Annotated in this window: 13 protein-coding genes; 4 read left to right on the top strand and 9 right to left on the bottom strand. The window is 71.3% G+C overall.

Annotated elements, in window-relative coordinates:
• Positions 1-4: 4 nt before the first annotated feature.
• On the top strand, positions 5-982 hold the full coding sequence (gene holA / locus ABEA93_RS27085) for a DNA polymerase III subunit delta (RefSeq protein WP_345678405.1): 978 nt from the start codon (positions 5-7) through the stop codon (positions 980-982).
• A 352-nt stretch (positions 983-1,334) separates the two neighbouring features.
• Here the strand turns inward: holA and rpsT are convergent, their stop codons facing one another.
• The 3 genes from rpsT to ABEA93_RS27070 all read right to left on the bottom strand — a co-directional run bounded on the left by rpsT (position 1,335) and on the right by ABEA93_RS27070 (position 2,970).
• Entirely contained in the window at positions 1,335-1,601 is a 267-nt protein-coding gene (gene rpsT / locus ABEA93_RS27080; RefSeq protein ID WP_345678404.1) for a 30S ribosomal protein S20, read from the bottom strand.
• 128 nt (positions 1,602-1,729) lie between these two features.
• Positions 1,730-2,047, bottom strand: a complete 318-nt coding sequence (locus ABEA93_RS27075) for an antibiotic biosynthesis monooxygenase family protein (RefSeq protein ID WP_345678403.1) — start codon at positions 2,045-2,047, stop codon at positions 1,730-1,732.
• Positions 2,044-2,970, bottom strand: coding sequence for a phosphotransferase family protein (locus ABEA93_RS27070; protein WP_345678402.1), 927 nt, complete (start codon positions 2,968-2,970; stop codon positions 2,044-2,046). The genes ABEA93_RS27075 and ABEA93_RS27070 overlap by 4 nt, the downstream gene beginning before the upstream one ends.
• Positions 2,971-3,056: 86 nt before the next feature.
• On the opposite strand from ABEA93_RS27070, the gene lepA reads away from it, so the two are divergent.
• From lepA to hemW, 3 genes are all read left to right on the top strand, one after another.
• The gene (gene lepA / locus ABEA93_RS27065; RefSeq protein ID WP_345678401.1) at positions 3,057-4,913 is read left to right on the top strand and encodes a translation elongation factor 4; all 1,857 of its coding nucleotides are present in this window, start codon (positions 3,057-3,059) and stop codon (positions 4,911-4,913) included.
• Positions 4,914-5,332: 419 nt separating this feature from the next.
• The gene (locus tag ABEA93_RS27060; protein ID WP_345678400.1) at positions 5,333-7,228 is read left to right on the top strand and encodes an AMP-dependent synthetase/ligase; all 1,896 of its coding nucleotides are present in this window, start codon (positions 5,333-5,335) and stop codon (positions 7,226-7,228) included.
• Positions 7,229-7,385: 157 nt separating this feature from the next.
• Positions 7,386-8,606 (top strand): radical SAM family heme chaperone HemW, encoded by a 1,221-nt coding sequence (gene hemW / locus ABEA93_RS27055; RefSeq protein ID WP_345678399.1) that lies wholly within the window; start codon positions 7,386-7,388, stop codon positions 8,604-8,606.
• Positions 8,607-8,671: 65 nt separating this feature from the next.
• On the opposite strand, the gene ABEA93_RS27050 is transcribed toward hemW, so the two are convergent.
• The 6 genes from ABEA93_RS27050 to ABEA93_RS27025 all read right to left on the bottom strand — a co-directional run bounded on the left by ABEA93_RS27050 (position 8,672) and on the right by ABEA93_RS27025 (position 18,212).
• Positions 8,672-8,992, bottom strand: coding sequence for a type II toxin-antitoxin system PemK/MazF family toxin (locus ABEA93_RS27050; RefSeq protein ID WP_345678398.1), 321 nt, complete (start codon positions 8,990-8,992; stop codon positions 8,672-8,674).
• Between the two features lie 23 nt (positions 8,993-9,015).
• The gene (locus tag ABEA93_RS27045) at positions 9,016-9,261 is read right to left on the bottom strand and encodes a hypothetical protein (RefSeq protein ID WP_345678397.1); all 246 of its coding nucleotides are present in this window, start codon (positions 9,259-9,261) and stop codon (positions 9,016-9,018) included.
• Between the two features lie 55 nt (positions 9,262-9,316).
• Complete coding sequence (locus tag ABEA93_RS27040) at positions 9,317-11,296, bottom strand: dynamin family protein (protein WP_345678396.1); 1,980 nt, start codon at positions 11,294-11,296, stop codon at positions 9,317-9,319.
• A 55-nt stretch (positions 11,297-11,351) separates the two neighbouring features.
• Positions 11,352-13,949, bottom strand: coding sequence for a dynamin family protein (locus ABEA93_RS27035; protein WP_345678395.1), 2,598 nt, complete (start codon positions 13,947-13,949; stop codon positions 11,352-11,354).
• Positions 13,950-14,235: 286 nt separating this feature from the next.
• The gene (locus ABEA93_RS27030) at positions 14,236-15,963 is read right to left on the bottom strand and encodes a hypothetical protein (RefSeq protein ID WP_345678394.1); all 1,728 of its coding nucleotides are present in this window, start codon (positions 15,961-15,963) and stop codon (positions 14,236-14,238) included.
• Positions 15,960-18,212 (bottom strand): dynamin family protein, encoded by a 2,253-nt coding sequence (locus ABEA93_RS27025; protein ID WP_345678393.1) that lies wholly within the window; start codon positions 18,210-18,212, stop codon positions 15,960-15,962. Before ABEA93_RS27025 ends, ABEA93_RS27030 begins: the two co-directional genes overlap by 4 nt.
• Between the last annotated feature and the right edge of the window lie 421 nt (positions 18,213-18,633).

Here is an 18,633-nt window from a genome sequence, read left to right as displayed (position 1 = left end):
CGGGATGGCCAGGAAATCTGCAGACGACCCGCTCGCCCCGGTGACCCTCGTGGTCGGCCCGGAGGAACTCCTCGTCGACCGGGCGGTGGCGGTGGTCACCCGTGCCGTGCGCGCGGAGGACCCGGACGCCGACATCCGCGACCTCGCCCCCGGGGCGCTCCAGCCCGGCATGCTCGCCGAGCTCGCCAGCCCGTCGCTGTTCGGCGAACGCAAGGTGATCGTGGTGCGTGCCGCGCAGGACCTCGGCACGGACGTGGTCAACGAGATCAAGGGCTACCTGGCCGCGCCCGCCGACGAAGTCGTGCTCGTCCTCACCCACCTCGGCGGGCCGAAGGGCAAGGGGCTGCTGGATGCGGCGCGCAAGGCGGGCGCCCGCGAGGTCGCGTGCGCGAAGGTCACCAAGGCCGGCGACCGGCTGGCGCTGGTGAAGACCGAGTTCCGCACCGCGGGCCGCTCGGTCACCGAGGACGCGGCCCGGGCCCTGGTCGAGGCGGTCGGCAACGACCTGCGCGAACTCGCCGCCGCGTGCAGCCAACTCGCCGCCGACACCGAGGGCGTCGTCGACGAGGAGACGGTGGCCCGCTACTACACGGGCCGTGCGGAGGCGTCCAGCTTCGACGTCGCCGACAAGGCCGTGGAAGGGCGTACCGCGGAGGCCCTGGAGCAACTCCGCTGGGCGTTGTCCGTCGGGGTGGCCCCGGTCCTGGTGACCAGCGCGCTCGCCCAAGGCGTCCGCAACATCGCCCGGCTCGGCGGCGCCCCCCGCGGTGCCCGCCCGGCCGACCTGGCCCGCGACCTCGGCATGCCCCCGTGGAAGATCGACCGCGTCCGCCAACAGCTCCGCGGCTGGTCCCCCGACGGCATCGCCCGCGCCCTCCGCGCCGTCGCCGCGGCCGACGCCGCCGTCAAGGGCGGCGGCACCGACCCGGCCTACGCCTTGGAAAAGGCCGTCGTGACCGTGGCCATGACCCGCAACACCTGACCGGCGGGGCAGCATACGGCTCGGCGGCCCGGCCGGTCGACTTCGGCACCACCTTGCCCACCCCGCCACGACAGGTCCTGGTCGTTGCCCGCACCCCGTCCGCGGCTCGGCCGTCGTCGCGCTCCGGTTGGCCGGTCGGGCGTCCCGACCGGCCCGGATCGCCCGGCGTGCCCACCCGTCCCGGCCCACACGGTCATGTCCCGGCCAGACCCGGCCCCGCGTCACGCCCCACCCCGACGCGGCTGCTTCTCCCTCGCCGTTCCCCGAACGCCAAAAACGCCGCCCCCGCCCGAATTGCTTCGGGGGAGCGGCGTTCCCGGGTGCCACAGAGACCGGCGGACCGGCCGGAAGGTCAGGCCTGGAGGGAGGAGACCTTCTTGGCCAGCGCGGACTTCTTGTTCGCGGCCTGGTTCTTGTGGATGACGCCCTTGCTCACGGCCTTGTCGAGCTTCGCGTTGGCCTCGCGGGCGAGCACGGTCGCCTTCTCGACGTCGCCGGCCTCGACGGCCTCGCGGGCCTTGCGCACGGCGGTCTTGAGCGCCGACTTGACCGCCTTGTTGCGCTGGCGGTCCTTCTCGTTCGTCTTGATCCGCTTGATCTGGGACTTGATGTTAGCCACGGTAGAAAGAGCCTCGTCTTGTCGGACGTGAGTTGTCCACGTCGGGGTAGAGGGCCCTCGGTGAACTGACGACTGGTTGCGCGGCTGAGACAGTGGCACACGCAGTGGGACAGGCTACCAGGGGCCGATCAGGCCCCCCAAATCGGACCTGGGGCCCAACCCGCCGCCGTGAAGTGCGTGACCTCGGGGAACGGATCGTAGAAATGGTGCAGCAGCTCGCGCCAGCGCCCGTACTCGGCGGAGCCGCGGAAGCCCTCGGTGTGGTCCTCCAGCCGCTCCCACCGCACCAGCAGAAGGAACCGCGACGGGTGCTCGACGCACCGCTCGAGCCGCAGGTCCACGAAGCCTTCCCGACCCTCGATGAGCGGGCGGGCCTCGGCGAACGCGGCGAGGTACTCGTCCTCGCGGCCGGGCAGGACGTCGAGCAGCGCGTGTTCGAGGATCATGACCCGTCATCCTCCCGGGCCCGCCGCAGCCACACCAGCGCTTTTGCCGCCCGCGCCGCCTCGTAGGCGCGCAGTCCGGGCGCATACGGCGGCGCCGCCAACCGGGCCGCGTCCGTCCAGTGCCCCGCCGCCCCGGCGAGCAGCCCGCACAGCGCCTCGTGCGGGACGTCGTAGTCGGACAGGAACCACTCCGGCAGCGCGGTGACCCCCGGATCGCGCAGGCAGAACAGCAGCGCGTCGACCCACGCCGCGCCGCGCGCCGGCCGCGTCCAGTCGACCGCGACCGCCTCCCGCGCCGCGCGGCCGCGCACGAGGACGTTCCCGGGATGCAGATCCGTGTGCAGCGGCCCTTCACCCTCCGCGGCGGAAGCCCACCGCCGCTCCAGCGCCCGCAGCTCCCCGAGCCGCCCCGCCGCCCACGGGTCGAGCCCCGGCGGCGGCTCCGCCGCCACCCGCGCCCACCCCGACGCCAGGTGCCCGAGCGCCACCCCGGCCGGCGGGATCCGGGCCGACCACGCCGCCGGATACTCCGCGGAGGCGAGCCGTGTGAGCAGGTCCCGGCAGGCCGCCAGGTCGGCCGGGTCGCTCAGGTCGGCCTCGCCGCCGGGAACGTCGGCGAACACGTCCTCGAAGAGCAGCACGAACCACCCGGCGGCGTCGAACGACGCCAGCAGCCGCGGTGCGGGGAACGCGTCCGGCATGCGCGTGCCGAACCACGCCTCGACGTCGTACTGGGCGGCGATCGGGTGGTCCTCCGGGCAGCCCTTGAGGAAGACGCGGCGCCCGTCCGCGAGCGCCAGCCGGGCTGCGACGCCGCCGCTGAACCCGCCCGCGCGGTCCTCCGCGGACACCGCGGCCGCGCCCGACCGGGATGCCGCCGCGGCACGGACCTCGGGTGGAAGCGACCGGTACTCGACACGCATGGGACGATGATGGTCTACATGCCCCGCGCGCTTGCCCGCGTGCGACAGCAGTCCCCACGTCAACGACCGAGAACCTGGAAGCCTGCGTGCCCGCGACCCCCGTGAACGTGCCGGAGCCCAGCCGTACCGACCCGGCGCTGATCCGCAACTTCTGCATCATCGCCCACATCGACCACGGCAAGTCGACACTCGCCGACCGGATGCTGCAGATCACCGGCGTGGTCGACGCACGGCAGATGCGGGCGCAGTACCTCGACCGGATGGACATCGAGCGCGAGCGCGGTATCACCATCAAGTCGCAGGCCGTGCGGCTCCCGTGGACCGCCGAGGACGGGCGCACCTACGTCCTCAACATGATCGACACCCCCGGCCACGTCGACTTCACCTACGAGGTCTCGCGCTCCCTCGCCGCCTGCGAAGGCGCGATCCTCCTCGTCGACGCCGCGCAGGGCATCGAGGCGCAGACCCTCGCCAACCTGTACCTGGCGCTGGAGAACGACCTCCAGATCATCCCGGTGCTCAACAAGATCGACCTGCCCGCCGCGCAGCCGGAGAAGTACGCCGAGGAACTCGCGCACATCATCGGCTGCGAGCCGAGCGACGTGCTGCGCGTGTCCGGCAAGACCGGCGAGGGCGTCGCCGAACTCCTCAACGAGGCCGTGCGCCTGGTTCCCGCGCCGGTCGGTGTCGCGGACGCGCCCGCCCGCGCGATGATCTTCGACTCTGTGTACGACTCGTACCGCGGCGTCGTCACGTACGTCCGTGTCGTCGACGGCCAGCTCAACAAGCGCGAGCGCATCCAGATGATGTCGACCGGCGCGACCCACGAGCTGCTGGAGATCGGCGTCATCTCGCCGGAGCCCAAGCCCGCGGACGGGCTCGGCGTCGGCGAGGTCGGCTACATCATCACCGGTGTGAAGGACGTCCGGCAGTCCCGCGTCGGCGACACCATCACCAGCCTGCACAAGGGCGCCACCGAAGCGCTCGGCGGTTACAAGGACCCGCGCCCGATGGTGTTCTCCGGCCTGTATCCGCTCGACGGATCGGACTACCCGGAGCTGCGCGACGCGCTCGACAAGCTGCAACTCAACGACGCGGCACTGGTGTACGAGCCGGAGACGTCCGCGGCCCTCGGCTTCGGCTTCCGCTGCGGCTTCCTCGGTCTGCTCCACTTGGAGATCATCCGCGAGCGCCTGGAACGCGAGTTCGGCCTCGACCTGATCTCCACCGCGCCGAGCGTGGTCTACCGCGTGGTGATGGAGGACGGCACCGAGCACACGGTGACCAACCCGAGCGAGTTCCCCGGCGGCAAGATCTCCGAGGTGCACGAGCCCGTCGTGCGGTCCACGGTCCTGGCGCCGAGCGAGTACGTCGGCGCGATCATGGAGCTGTGCCAGTCCCGGCGCGGCAGCCTGCTCGGCATGGACTACCTGTCCGAGGACCGCGTCGAACTGCGGTACACGCTCCCGCTCGCGGAGATCGTCTTCGACTTCTTCGACCAGCTGAAGTCCAAGACCCGCGGCTACGCGTCGCTGGACTACGAGCCCACCGGCGAGCAGATGGCCGACCTCGTCAAGGTCGACATCCTGCTGCAGGGCGAGGCCGTGGACGCGTTCAGCGCGATCGTCCACAAGGACAAGGCCTACAACTACGGCGTCGAGATGACGAAGAAGCTGCGCGAGCTGATCCCGCGCCAGCAGTTCGAGGTGCCGATCCAGGCGGCCATCGGCGCGCGCGTCATCGCCCGCGAGAACATCCGCGCGATCCGCAAGGACGTCCTCGCCAAGTGCTACGGCGGCGACATCTCCCGCAAGCGCAAGCTGCTGGAGAAGCAGAAGGAAGGCAAGAAGCGCATGAAGATGGTCGGCCGCGTCGAGGTGCCGCAGGAGGCCTTCATCGCCGCGCTGTCGACCGACTCGGACGGGCCCAAGAAGGAGAAGTAAGCCCGCACGCAAGCCCGGCCGCGTCGTCCGCACGACGCCCGCGCCGCACAGGAGTCCGCCCGCCGACCGGTATCCGGTCGGCGGGCGGTGTCCGTTTGCCCGGGGCGAAGCAGGCTGCCGTTCATCGGCCTTGGGCCTGCGAGGAGGGAAGGCCCCGGTTTTCCAGCGCGAGGATGATTAACCCGACAAGTCCGACTCACACCCGCCGTTCGTTTATCGGGCACCCTTGGAATGGCGATGGCGCCGGGGTCCGCGGCCTCCGCTACTACCGCGTAAGGGCCCGCCGGACTATGTTGACCGATCATCAATAAGCGTGACGCAGGGCACAACCACCGCTCCACCACACCGCTCCACCACACCGCGCCGCCGTGAAACCGCTCGGCGGCGTGACCCCACACCCCAGGGTCTCGGAGGCCGCCGTGAGCGAAACCCTTGACGCGATCGAGAACCGCCCGCCGTCCATCGCCGTGGACTTCGTCGCCCGGGTCCGGGACACACCCGACGCGGTGGCCTACCTGTTCCCGCGCCCGCTGCCGGACGGCGGCGAGGAATGGGCGTCGCTGACCTGGGCGCAGACCGCGGAGCGCGTCGACGCGATCGCCGCGGGGCTGGTCGCCCTCGGTGTGGCACCGACCGACCGGGTCGCGATCATGTGCCAGACCCGGATCGACTGGATCCTCGTCGACCTCGGCATCGTGTGCGCCGGCGCGGCCACGACCACCGTGTACCCGTCGACCAACGCCGACGAGGCCGCGTTCATCCTCGACGACTCCGGCAGCACCGTCGTGGTCGCCGAGGACGCCGCCCAGGTCGCCAAGCTCCGCGCCGAACGCGAACGCCTCGGCGCGGTCCGCAAGGTCGTCGTCATCGACCCGGAAGGAAGCCGCGAGGCCCCCGAGGACGCCGGGGACGCCGGGGACACCGAAGGCGACGACGACTGGGTCGTCACCCTCGCCGACCTCGAAGCCGCCGGAACCGCGCTCCTCGGCAAGGAACCCGACGTCGTCGAACGCCGCATCGCCGGCATCGAAAGCGACCAGCTCGCCACGATCATCTACACGTCCGGCACCACCGGCCGCCCCAAGGGCGTCCGCATCCTGCACGACAGCTGGTCCTACCAGGCCGCCGCCCAGGCCACCATGGCCTTCAGCGACGGCAACGACCTGCAATACCTGTGGCTGCCGCTGTCGCACTGCTACGGCAAGGTCATGATCTCCGGCCAGCTGCGCATCGGCTTCCCCACCGCCGTCGACGGGCGCATCCCGAAGATCGTGGAGAACCTGCCGATCGTCCGCCCCACCTTCATGGCCGCCGCGCCGCGCGTGTTCGAGAAGGTCTACAACACTGTCGTCACCCGCGTGAAAGCCGAAGGCGGCGCCAAATACGCCATCTTCACGTGGGCGGTCGGCGTCGGCCGCCGGCACGTCCGGGCCCGGGCCGCCGGGCACCGCCCCGGCCTGCTGCTCGACCTCCAGTACAAGCTCGCCGACAAGCTGGTCTTCGCCAAGCTGCGCGAGCTGTTCGGCGGCCGGATGAAGGGCTGCATCTCCGGCAGCGCCGCGCTGTCCGACGACGTCGCGGAGTTCTTCGAAGCGATCGGCGTCCCCGTCTTCCAGGGCTACGGCCTCACCGAGGCCACCGCCGGGAACAGCGTCAACCGCTACGGCGAGAACCGCCTCGGCACCGTCGGCCGCCCCCTCCCCGGCACCGAGATCCGCATCGCCGACGACGGCGAAGTCCTGGTCCGCGGCCCGGCGGTCATGGCCGGCTACCACAACAACCCGGACGCCACCGCCGAGGTCCTCGACGACGACGGGTGGCTGCACACCGGCGACATCGGCGAACTGGACGCGCACGGCTCCCTGCGCATCACCGACCGCAAGAAGGACCTCATCAAGACGTCCGGCGGCAAGTACGTCGCCCCGTCCGACGTCGAGGGGCGCTTCAAAGGCATGTGCCCGTACGTGAGCAACGTCATCGTGCACGGCAACAACCGCAACTTCTGCTCCGCCCTGATCACCCTCGACGCCGACGCGATCCGCGGCTGGGCGGACACCTCCGGCCTCGCCGGCCTCGAGTACGCCGACCTCGTCGCGCACCCCAAGGTCCAGGCGCTGCTCGACGGCTACGTCGCCGACCTCAACGCCGGACTCCAGCGCTGGCAGACGATCAAGAAGTACGCGATCCTCCCGCGCGACCTCAGCGTCGAACACGGCGAGCTGACCCCGTCCCTCAAAGTCAAGCGCGTGGTCGTGGAACGCGAGTACGCGGCCCTCCTCGACGCGATGTACAAGGGCACCCTCGTCGAGACCTGACCTGCCCGAACACCGCCGCACCGCCGCACCTCCCGCCCCGCGGGCCCCGCCGGCCACACCGGCGGAGTCCGCGGGGGCGCCGCGCACCGGACCGGGTTCCTGACCGGGTTTCGGGCCGGGTTTTGGGCCGCGCCCCGCCGTGGGGGACACTGGGCCGATGCCTTCCGCACTTCCCGACGGCCTGCCCGCGCCCCTCGACGGCTCGCTGCCCGCGTCCGCCACGGCCGGCGACGAGCCCCGGCCGTTCGGGTTCTACGTGCACGTGCCCTACTGCGCGTCACGCTGCGGCTACTGCGACTTCAACACGTACACCGCCGCCGAGCTGGGCGGCGGCGCCTCCCAGGCCGGGTACGCCGACGACGCGATCGCGGAGGTCCGCCTCGCCCGCGGCATCCTCGGCGACGCCGACCGGCCCGTCGAGACGGTCTTCTTCGGCGGCGGCACCCCCACCCTGCTGCCCGCCGCCGAACTCGGCCGGATCCTCGCCGCGATCCGCGACGAATTCGGCCTCGCCGCCGACGCGGAGATCACCACCGAAGCGAACCCCGAGTCGGTCACCCCCGCCTATCTGGAGACGCTGCGCGAGGCGGGCTTCACGCGCCTGTCCTTCGGCATGCAGAGCGCCCGCACCCACGTCCTCCACGTGCTCGACCGGCACCACACGCCCGGCCGCGCGCAGGAGTGCGTCGCCGAGGCCCGTGCGGCCGGCTTCGACCACGTCAACCTCGACCTGATCTACGGCACCCCCGGGGAGACCGACGACGACTGGCGGGCGTCCCTCGAAGCGGCCCTCGCCGCCGGACCCGACCACGTGTCCGCGTACGCGCTGATCATCGAGGACGGCACCCGCATCGCGAGCCGCATCAAGCGCGGCGAACTCCCGTCCCCCGACGACGACGCCCTCGCCGACCGCTACCTCATCGCCGAGGAACTCCTCACCGCGGGCGGCCTCGGCTGGTACGAGGTCAGCAACTGGGCCGCCAACGGCGCCGGCCGCTGCCGCCACAACGAGCTGTACTGGACCGGCGCCGACTGGTGGGGCGCGGGCCCCGGCGCGCACAGCCACATCGGCGGCGTCCGCTGGTGGAACGTCAAACACCCCAAGGCCTACACCGAGCGCGTCACCGCGGGCCACTCCCCGGCACAGGGCCGCGAGATCCTCACCGAAGAGGACCGCCGCATCGAACGCATCCTCCTCGAACTCCGCCTCAAGGACGGCGCCCCGCTGTCCCTGCTCAAGCCCGAGGGCATGGCCGCGGCGGAACGTGCGGTGAAGGAACGCCTGTTGGACGAGGACCGCTTCGCGGACCGGCACGCCGTGCTGACCCTGAAGGGCCGCCTCCTGGCCGACGCGGTGGTCCGCGACCTGGTGGACTGACACGCGAGCCGACGGCCACGCGAGCATCGTTCGCACGACCGCCACCGGTCTACTCGGCTCGGTGGTCAGATGTCGATCATCAGCCGCAGGTAGACGCGAATATCCTCGGCTTCCTTGTCGGAGACCTTGCCCAGCGGCCGGCCGACGAGCCGCTGTTCCGAGATCGTCCGGATATCGTCCGTCCGCGCCCAACTCGGCCGCTGCAGCCCGGACCCCTCGGAGTCCACGGCGACATGATGGGGCAACCCGCGACTCCGGGTCGTCAGCGGCACGACGATCGCCATCTCGGTCGGGAACTCGGCGAACAGCGCCGAAGACACGACGACCACCGGTCGGCGGCCCGCTTGCTCCGAGCCGACGACCGGTGACAGGTCGGCCATCCACACCTGCCAGGGCTTCGACCGCCGGCTCACCCGTCGCCTCGCAGTCCGTCGCCGGCGACGCCGTCCCACTCGCCCAGTTCATCCTGGTATTCGGCCCACGCGACGGGATCCGCCTGCAGCCGCTCGTACGACCGGAGTATCGCGGCCTTGCGGTGTTCCGTCAGAAGGTGCTCCAAGGCGGTGTTCAACGTGACACCGCCGAGGTCCTGCTCGGCGACACGCGCCAGGTCGTCCCGGACATCGGCACGAACCTTTATCGTGGTCATCGTCATACCCTGGAGTATACCGCCGGGGGTGCCGATGGGCGGCCGGGCGGCCCAAGGCCTCCTACAGCGCCACGTCCATGATCAAGTCCGCGAGCTGCTCGTCGATCCGGTTCAGCTCCGACGAGTAGCGGCGCAGGTCGGCGCCGGTCTTCTTGGCGTCCTCCTCGCCCTGCTCCTTGGTCTTCAGCGCGTGGCCGACCTCGTCGCGGATGCTCTTGATCTCCGAGTCGAGACCCTGCGCGATCGCGTCGCGCATCACGCGGAGCTGCTTGGTGATCTCGTCGCCCAGGTTCTGCACATCGACGTCGGCGCGGCCGCGGAGTTCCTCCACGACCTGTTCGGCGACCTGCTCCTTCATCCGCTGGTTGGCCTTGTTCAGCTGCAGAGCGCCGCGGAACAGGTTGCCGCCCAGCAGCATCGCGAAGATCGCCACCGGGCCCAGGCCGACCATGACGGCCAGCGCGCCCACCGCGATCTGCGGCAGGAGCGTGGTGAGCATGGTGCGCAGGCTGAACTTCCCGCCGCTCAGGGCGGTACCGGGGTCGAGGACGAACGAGACCGCGTCCGCGAGGAGGCGTTCCAGCGGTGCCGCGTTCTTGTCGGACACCTTGAGCATCTGCGTCTCGGCCTCGGCCGGGGTGAGCGAGGCGCGGATCTCGTCGATGCGGGTGACGAACTGCTTCACGTCGTCGTCGATCGACCGCTCCAGGTCCTCGACGCGGCGCTGCAGCAGCGGCTTGAGCTCCTTCTCCTGCCACTCGGCGAACGCGACCTGGATGCGGCCGGAGAGGTGGTCGGAGATCTCCCGGACCGCCATCTCCATCTTCTCGCGCGCCTTGAACGGGTTGGCGCCGAGCTTGTTCTCCGGGTCGTACTCGCGCGCCCACGTCGGGACCTGGCCCATCACGCGCTGCATGAACCGGCGGCCGGCGTCCTCGACTTCGGCCCGGGTCTCGCGCAGGTGGCCTTCCATCTGGGCGACGATGACCCGGCGGTTCTGCTCCAGCCGGTTCAGCGGCACCTGCACGCGCTCGTAGGTGGAACGCAGTTGGTCGACGTTCTGGTTCAGCAGCGTCTCGCGGCGTTCGATCTGCTCGCGCGCCTCGATCAGCAGGTACTTCAGCTCGCGCGCGGGGGAGAGGATCTTCGCCCGGCCCCGGTCCCGGGTGAGGAAGTCCTCCAGCGCGCGCTCGAGTTCCACCATGCCGGACTCGCCGACCAGCGCCGGGTCCTCCTTGCGGCGGCCGTTCAACGCGGCGCGCGCGTTGACGAAGAACACCCGGTCCGGGCGGGAGACGTAGGGGCCGAGGCGCTTGCGGATCTCCCGCTGCACGTCCTCGCGCTCTTCTTCCTCGACCAGGTTGATCTTGTTGCCGACGTAGAACACGTCCTCGTGGCCGCGCGCCTTGACGTGCACGTCGAGGAACAGCTGCTCGCTGCGCGACATCGCGGCCTGGCAGTCCACCACGAACACGAGCACGTCGGCCTGCTCCAGATACGCGAGCGTCACGCGCTCGCGCTCCGGCGCCTCGTTCAGCCCCGGCGAGTCCACCACCACGACACCGTTGCGGCACAGCTCCAGCGGCCAGCGCACCACCGCCCGCTGGTACGGGTTCGGGGTGTTGTCGTCGTCCGCGCCGATCGTCACGTAGTCGACGATCTCCTCGACGCCGATCGGAATCGGGTCGCCCGCGCTGCCGTCCGCTTCCAGGGGGTAGATGAGGGCCGAACGCTGGTCGGCCCACATCACCTCGTTGATGATCGCCGTGCACGGCCGCGCGAACGACGGCAGCACCTTGTCGCCGAGCATCGCGTTGATCACGGTGCTCTTCCCGCGCTTGAACTCGCCGACGATCATCACCTTGAACGCCTCGGACGCGGCGCGCGTGCGCACCGAAGCGAGCTTCTTCACCCCGCTGCCGATGGACAGTCCGGAGATGATCGGGGTCAGCCGGTCGATCAGCTCGACCAGCGTCTCCTGCCGGGCGCGCCACGCGCTGTACCCGCCGTTGGAGCGCCGCATCACCGGGTTGTCGTCCACTGCTCTCCTGTCCCTCCGCGCTGGTCCCCGCGGATCATACGGTGATCGGGCCGAACTACTTCCGGACGGTCTCACCGTCGATCAATGCGCCGACCCCGGTCAGCAATTCCTGCGTAGCGGAAAACAGCCGCTGCCAGTCCGGGCCGCCCTTGCCCTGCGAAGTCAGCGCCGCCAGCCGGTCCTTGCGCCACGCCTGCTGCCCGCGCACCGCCTCGTCCATGACCCCCGCGTACAGCGTGTGCAGCCGCTCCGACACCTGCTCGGCGAACCCGGCCAGCACCTGCTCGACGGCCGGCGCCAGCGCCTTCGACGCCTGCGAGCGCTGCCCGTCGGTCAGCGAACCCGACTTCACCTCGCCCAGCACCATGCCGCCCACCGACGCCGCCATACCGGCACCCATCGGCATCGACAGCCCGCCGGTCAGCGGAATCAGCAGCATGCCCAGCACCGCGATGCCGCTCGGCCCGATCCGCCACGCCAGCTTGCGGCTCTTGAGGTCCTTCAACCCCAAGTCCTCGGCCTCGTGCAGCTCGAACTCCGTCGACAACTGCTCGGCCTTGTCCACCTTGTGCAAGGTGCCCTTGCCGAAGTGCTTCTTCATCTGTGCGTCGAGCCACTGCAAGTCGCCCTGCACACTCGCGTGCAGCTGGCCCTCGTACTTCTTCGCCAACCCGGTCAGCTCGCGGCGCAGCCGGAACGGCAGATCCCGCTCCCACCACGTCTTCGGGTCCGGCGTGCGCTCCATCTCGTACGTGAGGACCCCCAGCAGGTCCTCCTGCGACTGCGCCAAGTGCTCGCGGAACTTCTCGGCGGTCTCCCCGCGCCGCCGCTGCAGCTCGACGCGGACCTTGCCCCACTCGGCCGTCATCTTGTCGATCTGCACCTCGGCCTCGTCGGCCGCGCGGCGCCGCTCCTCGTCGCCGAGCGCCGCGTCCGCGACACCCTGGCGCGCGAGTTCCGCCATCTCCTCGAGCAGCCCCAGCAGCTGCCCCGCGGTCTGCCGGGCCCGCATCGACCGGCGCCCGCCCGACGACGCGTACTCCTCCAGCCGGCGGCGCACCGACGCCAGCGGCGCGGCGTCCTCGCGGTGCGGGCCCGCGAGCACCTCCAGCACCGGCGAAATGCGCCGCACCCGGCCGCCGAGGTAGTCGACGATGTCCTCGCGCTCGTCGTCGTCGACGGTGTCCAGCTTCGACACCACCACGGTGATCCGCGGCACGTGCCGCGAGATGACCTCCTCCTCCAGGAACGAGGTCTCCGAAATGCCCAGCGGCTGACTGGCCGACACCACCATGAACACCGCGTCGCTCGCCGCGACCGTGCGGCGCACGAGGTCCTGCGCCTTCTCGTCGTCGGCGCCCTCGCCCGCGTTCACGCCCGGCGTGTCCACGATCTCCACGTCCAGCCGGGCCAGTTCCGGATCGGTGACGAGCACCCGGACACCGACCAGCGCGCCGTCGCCGGAACGCTGCGCTTCCTCGTCGATCTGCTGCCACGTCGACGGGACGGCAGGCCGCACGTCGGACTTGCCGTTCGCGTACTGGAGTTCGATGCGCTCCTCGGGACCCGGCGCGACCACGACCGGCACCCGCGTGTGCCGGCCCTCGGGCACGACCTTCGCGCCCAGCAGCCGGTTCACCAGCGACGACTTGCCGCGCCCGAACTCGCCCACGACCGCCAGCCGGAAGCCCGGCCGGCGCATCCGGGTGCGCAGCCGGTCCACCTCGGTGCAGATCTGCCCGAGACCGAACTCCTCGGCCAGCTCGCGGGTGCGGGAGATGGGATCGGACAACGCGGCACCCGACGTCTCGGCCGGGCCGCCGGTCACCCCGGACGTGCCGGGAGCCGCGAGCCGGGCGGGACGGGGTGCCGCGGCGGCGGCCCGCTGGGGTGGGACGCCCGCCGAGGACGGGCCGTTCGCGCGCGCCGGGGCCCCCGCCCCCTGCGGCGCGCGAGCGGCCGGGGCCGCCTTCGGCGCAGCGGGACGCTGCGCCGCGGTCCTCGACGGGCCCGGTAGACCGGAGACCCCGGCCTCGGCCGAGGCACCCGCGGCGGCGCGCGCCCGCGCCTCGCGGCCCGCGGCCGACTGGCCCGGCGCGGCGGCGGCCTGCAGCCAGCTCCGCGTGCTGGGCACCAGCACGTGGTAGATCGGGTAGGCGGCGCGCGGCAGCACCTGCGCGTAGGCGCGGGTGAGCAGCTTCAGGTCGCGCTCGACGGGCTCGGACACGAACCGGGTCAGCGTCTGGAAGAACCGGGCGCGCGCGGCGAGCGCCTCGGCCTGCATCGACAGGTTCCAGGTCGCGCCGGAGCCCGCGGCCTTCGCCAGCATGGCGGCGGCGGCCTCGTGCTCGGACAGGGTGACGGTCTGCAGCACCTTCTGCGACGGCCACGCCCACTGCACCGCGGCCCACGCCGGGGCGACGTCGATGACGGGCGCCTGCGGTTCGCGGCGGCCCACGGCGAGCAGCGCGGTCAGCGTCCACTGGCCGTCGACCCGCTCGGGCACCGGCGGCAGCGCTATCGAGGCGGGCTTGAGCCAGCCCTTGAGTTCGGCGCTGCGGTGGATCCCGCCGAGGAGCCCGGCCACACCGCCCTGGCGGCGCGGCTGGGCCTGGGCGACGCGGGCGTTGACGGCCTCACGGTCGATGGTCACGGAGGTTGTCCTCTCCAGGTTGTTCGGGAGGTTGTTCGGGGTCTGCCTGGCGACCTGCCGTCCGACACGAGTGTCGGCGTGGGGTGCCGGCGCACCGGCCGTCCGGGGACGACGCGCCGCCGGAGCGGTACCGGACGCCCCGGGATTGCGGTCTCGGCAGGGTGGTTCGGGTGGTTCGGGTGATTCCGATGCCTCGGGTGTCCCGCGTGCCCCGGGTCCGGCGGCGGTGGTGCCGGGCGGGCGCCCACCCGGCACCACCGCCTACCGGACTACGGTGCTAGCGAGTTCAGCGGCCGGTCGGCTCGCCGGTGTGCGCGATGACCGCCTGGTTGTCGCCGTCCGCCCACGCGTTCGCGAAGTCCTCGACGGCGATCGCCTGGGTCTGGCCCTCGGGCCACGTCGGGTCGTTGACGATGACGAACGCGTGGCCGTTCTCGTCGACGTCGATGCCGGTGACCCACACCGAGTTGAGCGCCGGCGGGTTCTGCTCGATCGGCTCGCCGGTGGCGACGTCGCGCAGCGGGTCGGCGGTCTCGTTGGTGTCCACGACGGCGATGACCTGGTCGCCGTGCTCCAGCGCGTCCATGAGGGTGTTCATGTCGGCGCCGTACACGGTCTCGGTCTCGATGCCGTGCAGCTCCAGGTAGCTGCCCACCTGGGTGTTGTACATGCCGGCCTCGGGGTCGTAGATCCCGGCGTTCTCCGCCTCCTGGACCGCGGAGGTCTCGTTGTACGGCTCGCCGGTGATCTTCTCGACGATCGACGCCTCGACGCTGATCGGACCGTGCGCCGGGTCCTCGACCGGGTGGAAGAAGGCGCCGTCGGACAGCGGGGTGCCCGCACCGTCGAAGTCGGTGACGTCGAAGGTCGGGGCGTAGTGCGCGACCTCCATGGCGTCGTACGACTGGTACGGGGCGTCGTAGGACTGGTCCCACCCGGTGTATGTCGTGTCGTAGTTCGTGTCGGGCGTGTAGTCCACCTCGGCAGGCGCGTAGCCGTCGTTGTTCTCGATGACGGTGGTGTCCGAGGCCGAGGCGTAGACGTCCTGGTGCACGTCGATGTGCGTGCTGTTGTCGACGTACACGTTCTGGTACGAGTCGTAGTGCGAGTCGCCGTAGCACGGGTCGAACTGGACGTCGTACGAGTCGCCGTACACGTTGTCGTCGTACGGGTTGTAGCCCGGCTCCTGGTACGGGTCGTAGCCGGGGTCGTAGCCGTCCTGGCCGAACGGGTCGCTGTAGTCGTACTCGACCGGCTGGTAGTCGGCCGGGTCGTAGCCGGTGCCGTCCTGGACGTCGCTCGGGCCGTCGTACGGGTGGCCGTTCTCGGCGTAGTAGTGGTCGTAGTTCGGGTCGGACGGGTCGAGGCCGACGTTCGGGTCGTTCGGGTCGTAGGCCGGCATGTCGCCGCCCTGCGGCACGTCCAGCGGGTCGACGTACGGCTGGCCCGTGGTCGGGTCCAGCAGCTCGCCGTTCGCGTTGTACTCGTCGCCGGTGACCGGGTCGACGTAGTGGCCGGTCGACGGGTCGAACTCGGAGCCGCCGCCCTGCGGGTTCCACTCCTCGGTGCCGTCGTTGACGTCGGCGTCGAGGGTGTCCGGGGCCTGGGCGCCGTACGGGTCGTTCGCGGCGTCGATCTGGTCCTGCACCCACGGGTCGGCCGAGGTGCCGGCGGCCGGGTCGGCGCCGAAGTCCTGGGTGCCGGCGGGCGCCGCGTCGAGCGGGTTGCCCGACGGGTCGAGCGCGGCCTGGTCCTCGGTGGCCGCCGGGTCGTACGACGGGTCGTCGTAGGTCGGCAGCTCCGGCGCGTCCGGCACGGAGTCGTACGAGATGTCCGACGCGGGCATGTCGTCCGGCAGGTTGGGCGACAGGTCGTCCATGCCCTGCTCGACGCTCCACAGCTGGTCGTTGACGCTCTGGTCGTCGAAGCCCGTGCCGTCGTGCGACATGCCGTCGTCGTACCCGGTCTGGTCCAGGTCCGAGTTGTACGCGTCTTCGCTGAAGTGGTCCGTCATGTTCGGGATCCCCCCCGAGTCGTGAGCCGCTCGCGCTGCCTCGTGATGGTCGCGCGCCGCTGCTCGGTCTGCCTGGTGGCGTCGTGCAAAAGATTCCTGCGTGCCGTGAGGATGCCCTCGCGGCGTTCGTACTCCGTGACCAGCTCGTCGACGGTGTGCGCGTACGTGGCCCGGTACTGCTCCACGTGCTCGCGGACCGTCGCCGCGTAGTGCTCGGTCGCGGAGAGGATGGCTTCGTCGATCTGCCGTGCGAGGCCGTCCGCGACCGTCTGGAGTGTCTGATGCATTTCGGCCCGTGCGTGGTTCCGCAGTGCGTTCATGTCCGTCGACGACATCGAGTCGGCGATACGGGCCGCGAACGCCCCCAGCCCACTGCGCGGTTGGGGCGGCGGGCCGTAGTTCGGCGCCGACTGGCCGGGCATCGGCGGCGGCGGAATGCTCGGCGCCCCCGGGGGAGGCGGCGGGGGGTAGGAGTGGATTCCGCCCGAATTGGGGCCGCCGTATTGCGGAGAATGCCCGGATGGGTACGCGGGATAGGGCGCCGAGCCGGGCAGCCGCGGCGGCGGCATGTTCGGCGGCACGCTCCCGCGCCGCGGCCCGGTGGGCGGCGGCATCGACGCGAACCACTGGTCCACACCGGACCCGATCGGGCCCGATCTTGTTGCCTGGCCGCGAACCGCCCGTATCTGTTGTGTGACACCCGAGACGTTCGATTCGTACGCCCGCAGGGCGTTCGACGCGAGCACCGTCCCGGACACGATCGTGACGTTCGTCCGTATCTGCACGACGGCGGTCTGGTCGAGCTTCGCGTACTCGGCCTCGAAGGCGGCCTCCACGGCCCCTTCCGCCTCGCGCGCGCTGTCCGCCAGCGCCGACGTCACCGCCTTCTGCACGACGTCGCCGATGCGCGGCAGGTCGCGCCGGATCAGGTCGGGCACGTCCGCACGGATCACCCGGCGCATGTCGTCCGGCGTGACCGCGGTGTCGATGGCCGTGTCGATCGACCGGCGCGTGTACTGCTGCCACTGCGCGGCCATCGCCCCTACCGCACGCCGCGCGTTCTCCGCGCCCGCGTCCACCAGCAGGGCGCCGCGTGCCGCGTGCCGTTCGCCGAACGCGGCCAGGTTCGGGATGCGGTTCGCGTCCAGCTCGGCTTCCTCGGCCGCCAACCGGCGCTGGGCGTCCTCGAGTTCGCCGCCCAGCTCGGTGAGCACGTCCTCCATGAGGCGCAGCAGGTGGTCGGACACGGCGATGATCCGCTGGCGCTGCATCTGGTCCCGCAGCGTCTCCAGCGTCGCCGGGAACATGTCCGCCCAGTACTCCTGTTCCGGCCCGAGGAGTTCCCGGCCGGTGGCGCGGCGCAGCACGGCGTCGGCGGCGACGCCCTGCACGACGACGTCGTCGAGACCCAGCAGGCGCGCGAACCGCTTGCGGACGTGGCCGAGCAGGTCGTCGTGCTCGTCGTCCTCGACGTGGTCCATCTTCGTGACGAGGAAGATGCAGCGGCGCAGCAGCCCGGGGTCGAGCGCGTCGGTGAGGAACGCGGTCAGCGACGTCGAGGCGGGGGAGGCGGAGGGGGTGAGCACCGCGGCCAGGTCGGCTTCGGTGCGCATGACCTCGCTGGTGATGTCGGTGTGCCCGACCTCGGCGTTGGTGCCGGGGGTGTCGATGATGACCAGCCCGTCGCGCAGCGGCGCGGCGGGGTGCCGGACTTCGAGGTACGACAGGTGCGGGGCGAACCGCTCGTCGGCGGTGAGCAGCGACAGGATCCCCGCGGTGTCGTCGGGGACGGTGGCGTCGGGCGCGAGGTGCAGCAGCATGCGGCCGAGGGGGCTGTGCGGGCCCGCGGCGCGGCCGGTGGGGTACTGGTAGCGGATCCCGTCGAGCCGGAACCGGACTTCGAGGGCGAATTCCGGCCCGTGCGTGATGCGGGTCGCGGCGGCGGTGGTGCGCAGCGCGGACGTGGGGAGGAGGTCCTGGCCGAGCAGGGCGTTGATGAAGGTGCTCTTGCCGGCCGAGAACTCACCGATGACCGCGAGGTAGTAGCGGTCGTCGTGGAGGCGTTCCTCGACGGCGTGGATCCGCGTGGTGAGTTGGCCGAGCCGGGCCTGGTCGGCGACGATGCGGCGCACCAGGCGCAGTGCGAAGTCCAGGTGGTCCGAGACTTCGGTCAGCGCTTCGATTGTGTCGCGGCGCTCTTCGCGCGCCGCTTCGGACCGGTTTCCGCCCGGCCCATGAGTTATCCCCACGTGCATGGCTCCCCCCAGAGTGGGGCCAGTCTCTCGACCGCCGGGCGTCGCGTCAATGCGGCGGGAGGGGAGCGGGCGCGCGGGGGGCGCAACGCGCGTCGACCATGCCGTACGCAGGTCGTTCCTCGCCGCCGAACTCGCTTCCGACGGGCGGTGGGAGCGGCCTTCGGGCATCGGGTTCATCGGGTTCTTGATCGTGCAGGAATGTTTCTTCGTCACCCGCACCGTAAGCCAGCTTGGGGTGGCGGGGGTTTCTGTTTCCCGTGGGATTGGCAAAGAACATGCCAAAGAACGGTTGCGGGGCGGTTGCTGGTCTTTCCCGAGGGCTTTCCCCCAGGTCGGAGCGGGTGCGGGCGGCTACGATCCGGGCAATTGACCGCGGGTCAATACATCCCCCGGTGTTTCCCCCCTTCTGCAAAGG

The organism is Yinghuangia aomiensis (genome assembly GCF_039542225.1).
Classification (GTDB): Bacteria; Actinomycetota; Actinomycetes; order Streptomycetales; family Streptomycetaceae; genus Yinghuangia; species Yinghuangia aomiensis.
This window is presented reverse-complemented; position numbering and strand designations above follow the sequence as displayed.

Coding starts and splice junctions, on each gene's coding strand:
- holA (WP_345678405.1), top strand. CDS start 5: ATGGCCAGGAAATCTGCAGACGACCCGCTCGCCCCGGTGACCCTCGTG.
- ABEA93_RS27075 (WP_345678403.1), bottom strand. CDS start 2,047: ATGATCCTCGAACACGCGCTGCTCGACGTCCTGCCCGGCCGCGAGGAC.
- ABEA93_RS27070 (WP_345678402.1), bottom strand. CDS start 2,970: ATGCGTGTCGAGTACCGGTCGCTTCCACCCGAGGTCCGTGCCGCGGCG.
- hemW (WP_345678399.1), top strand. CDS start 7,386: ATGCCTTCCGCACTTCCCGACGGCCTGCCCGCGCCCCTCGACGGCTCG.
- ABEA93_RS27045 (WP_345678397.1), bottom strand. CDS start 9,261: ATGACGATGACCACGATAAAGGTTCGTGCCGATGTCCGGGACGACCTG.
- ABEA93_RS27030 (WP_345678394.1), bottom strand. CDS start 15,963: ATGACGGACCACTTCAGCGAAGACGCGTACAACTCGGACCTGGACCAG.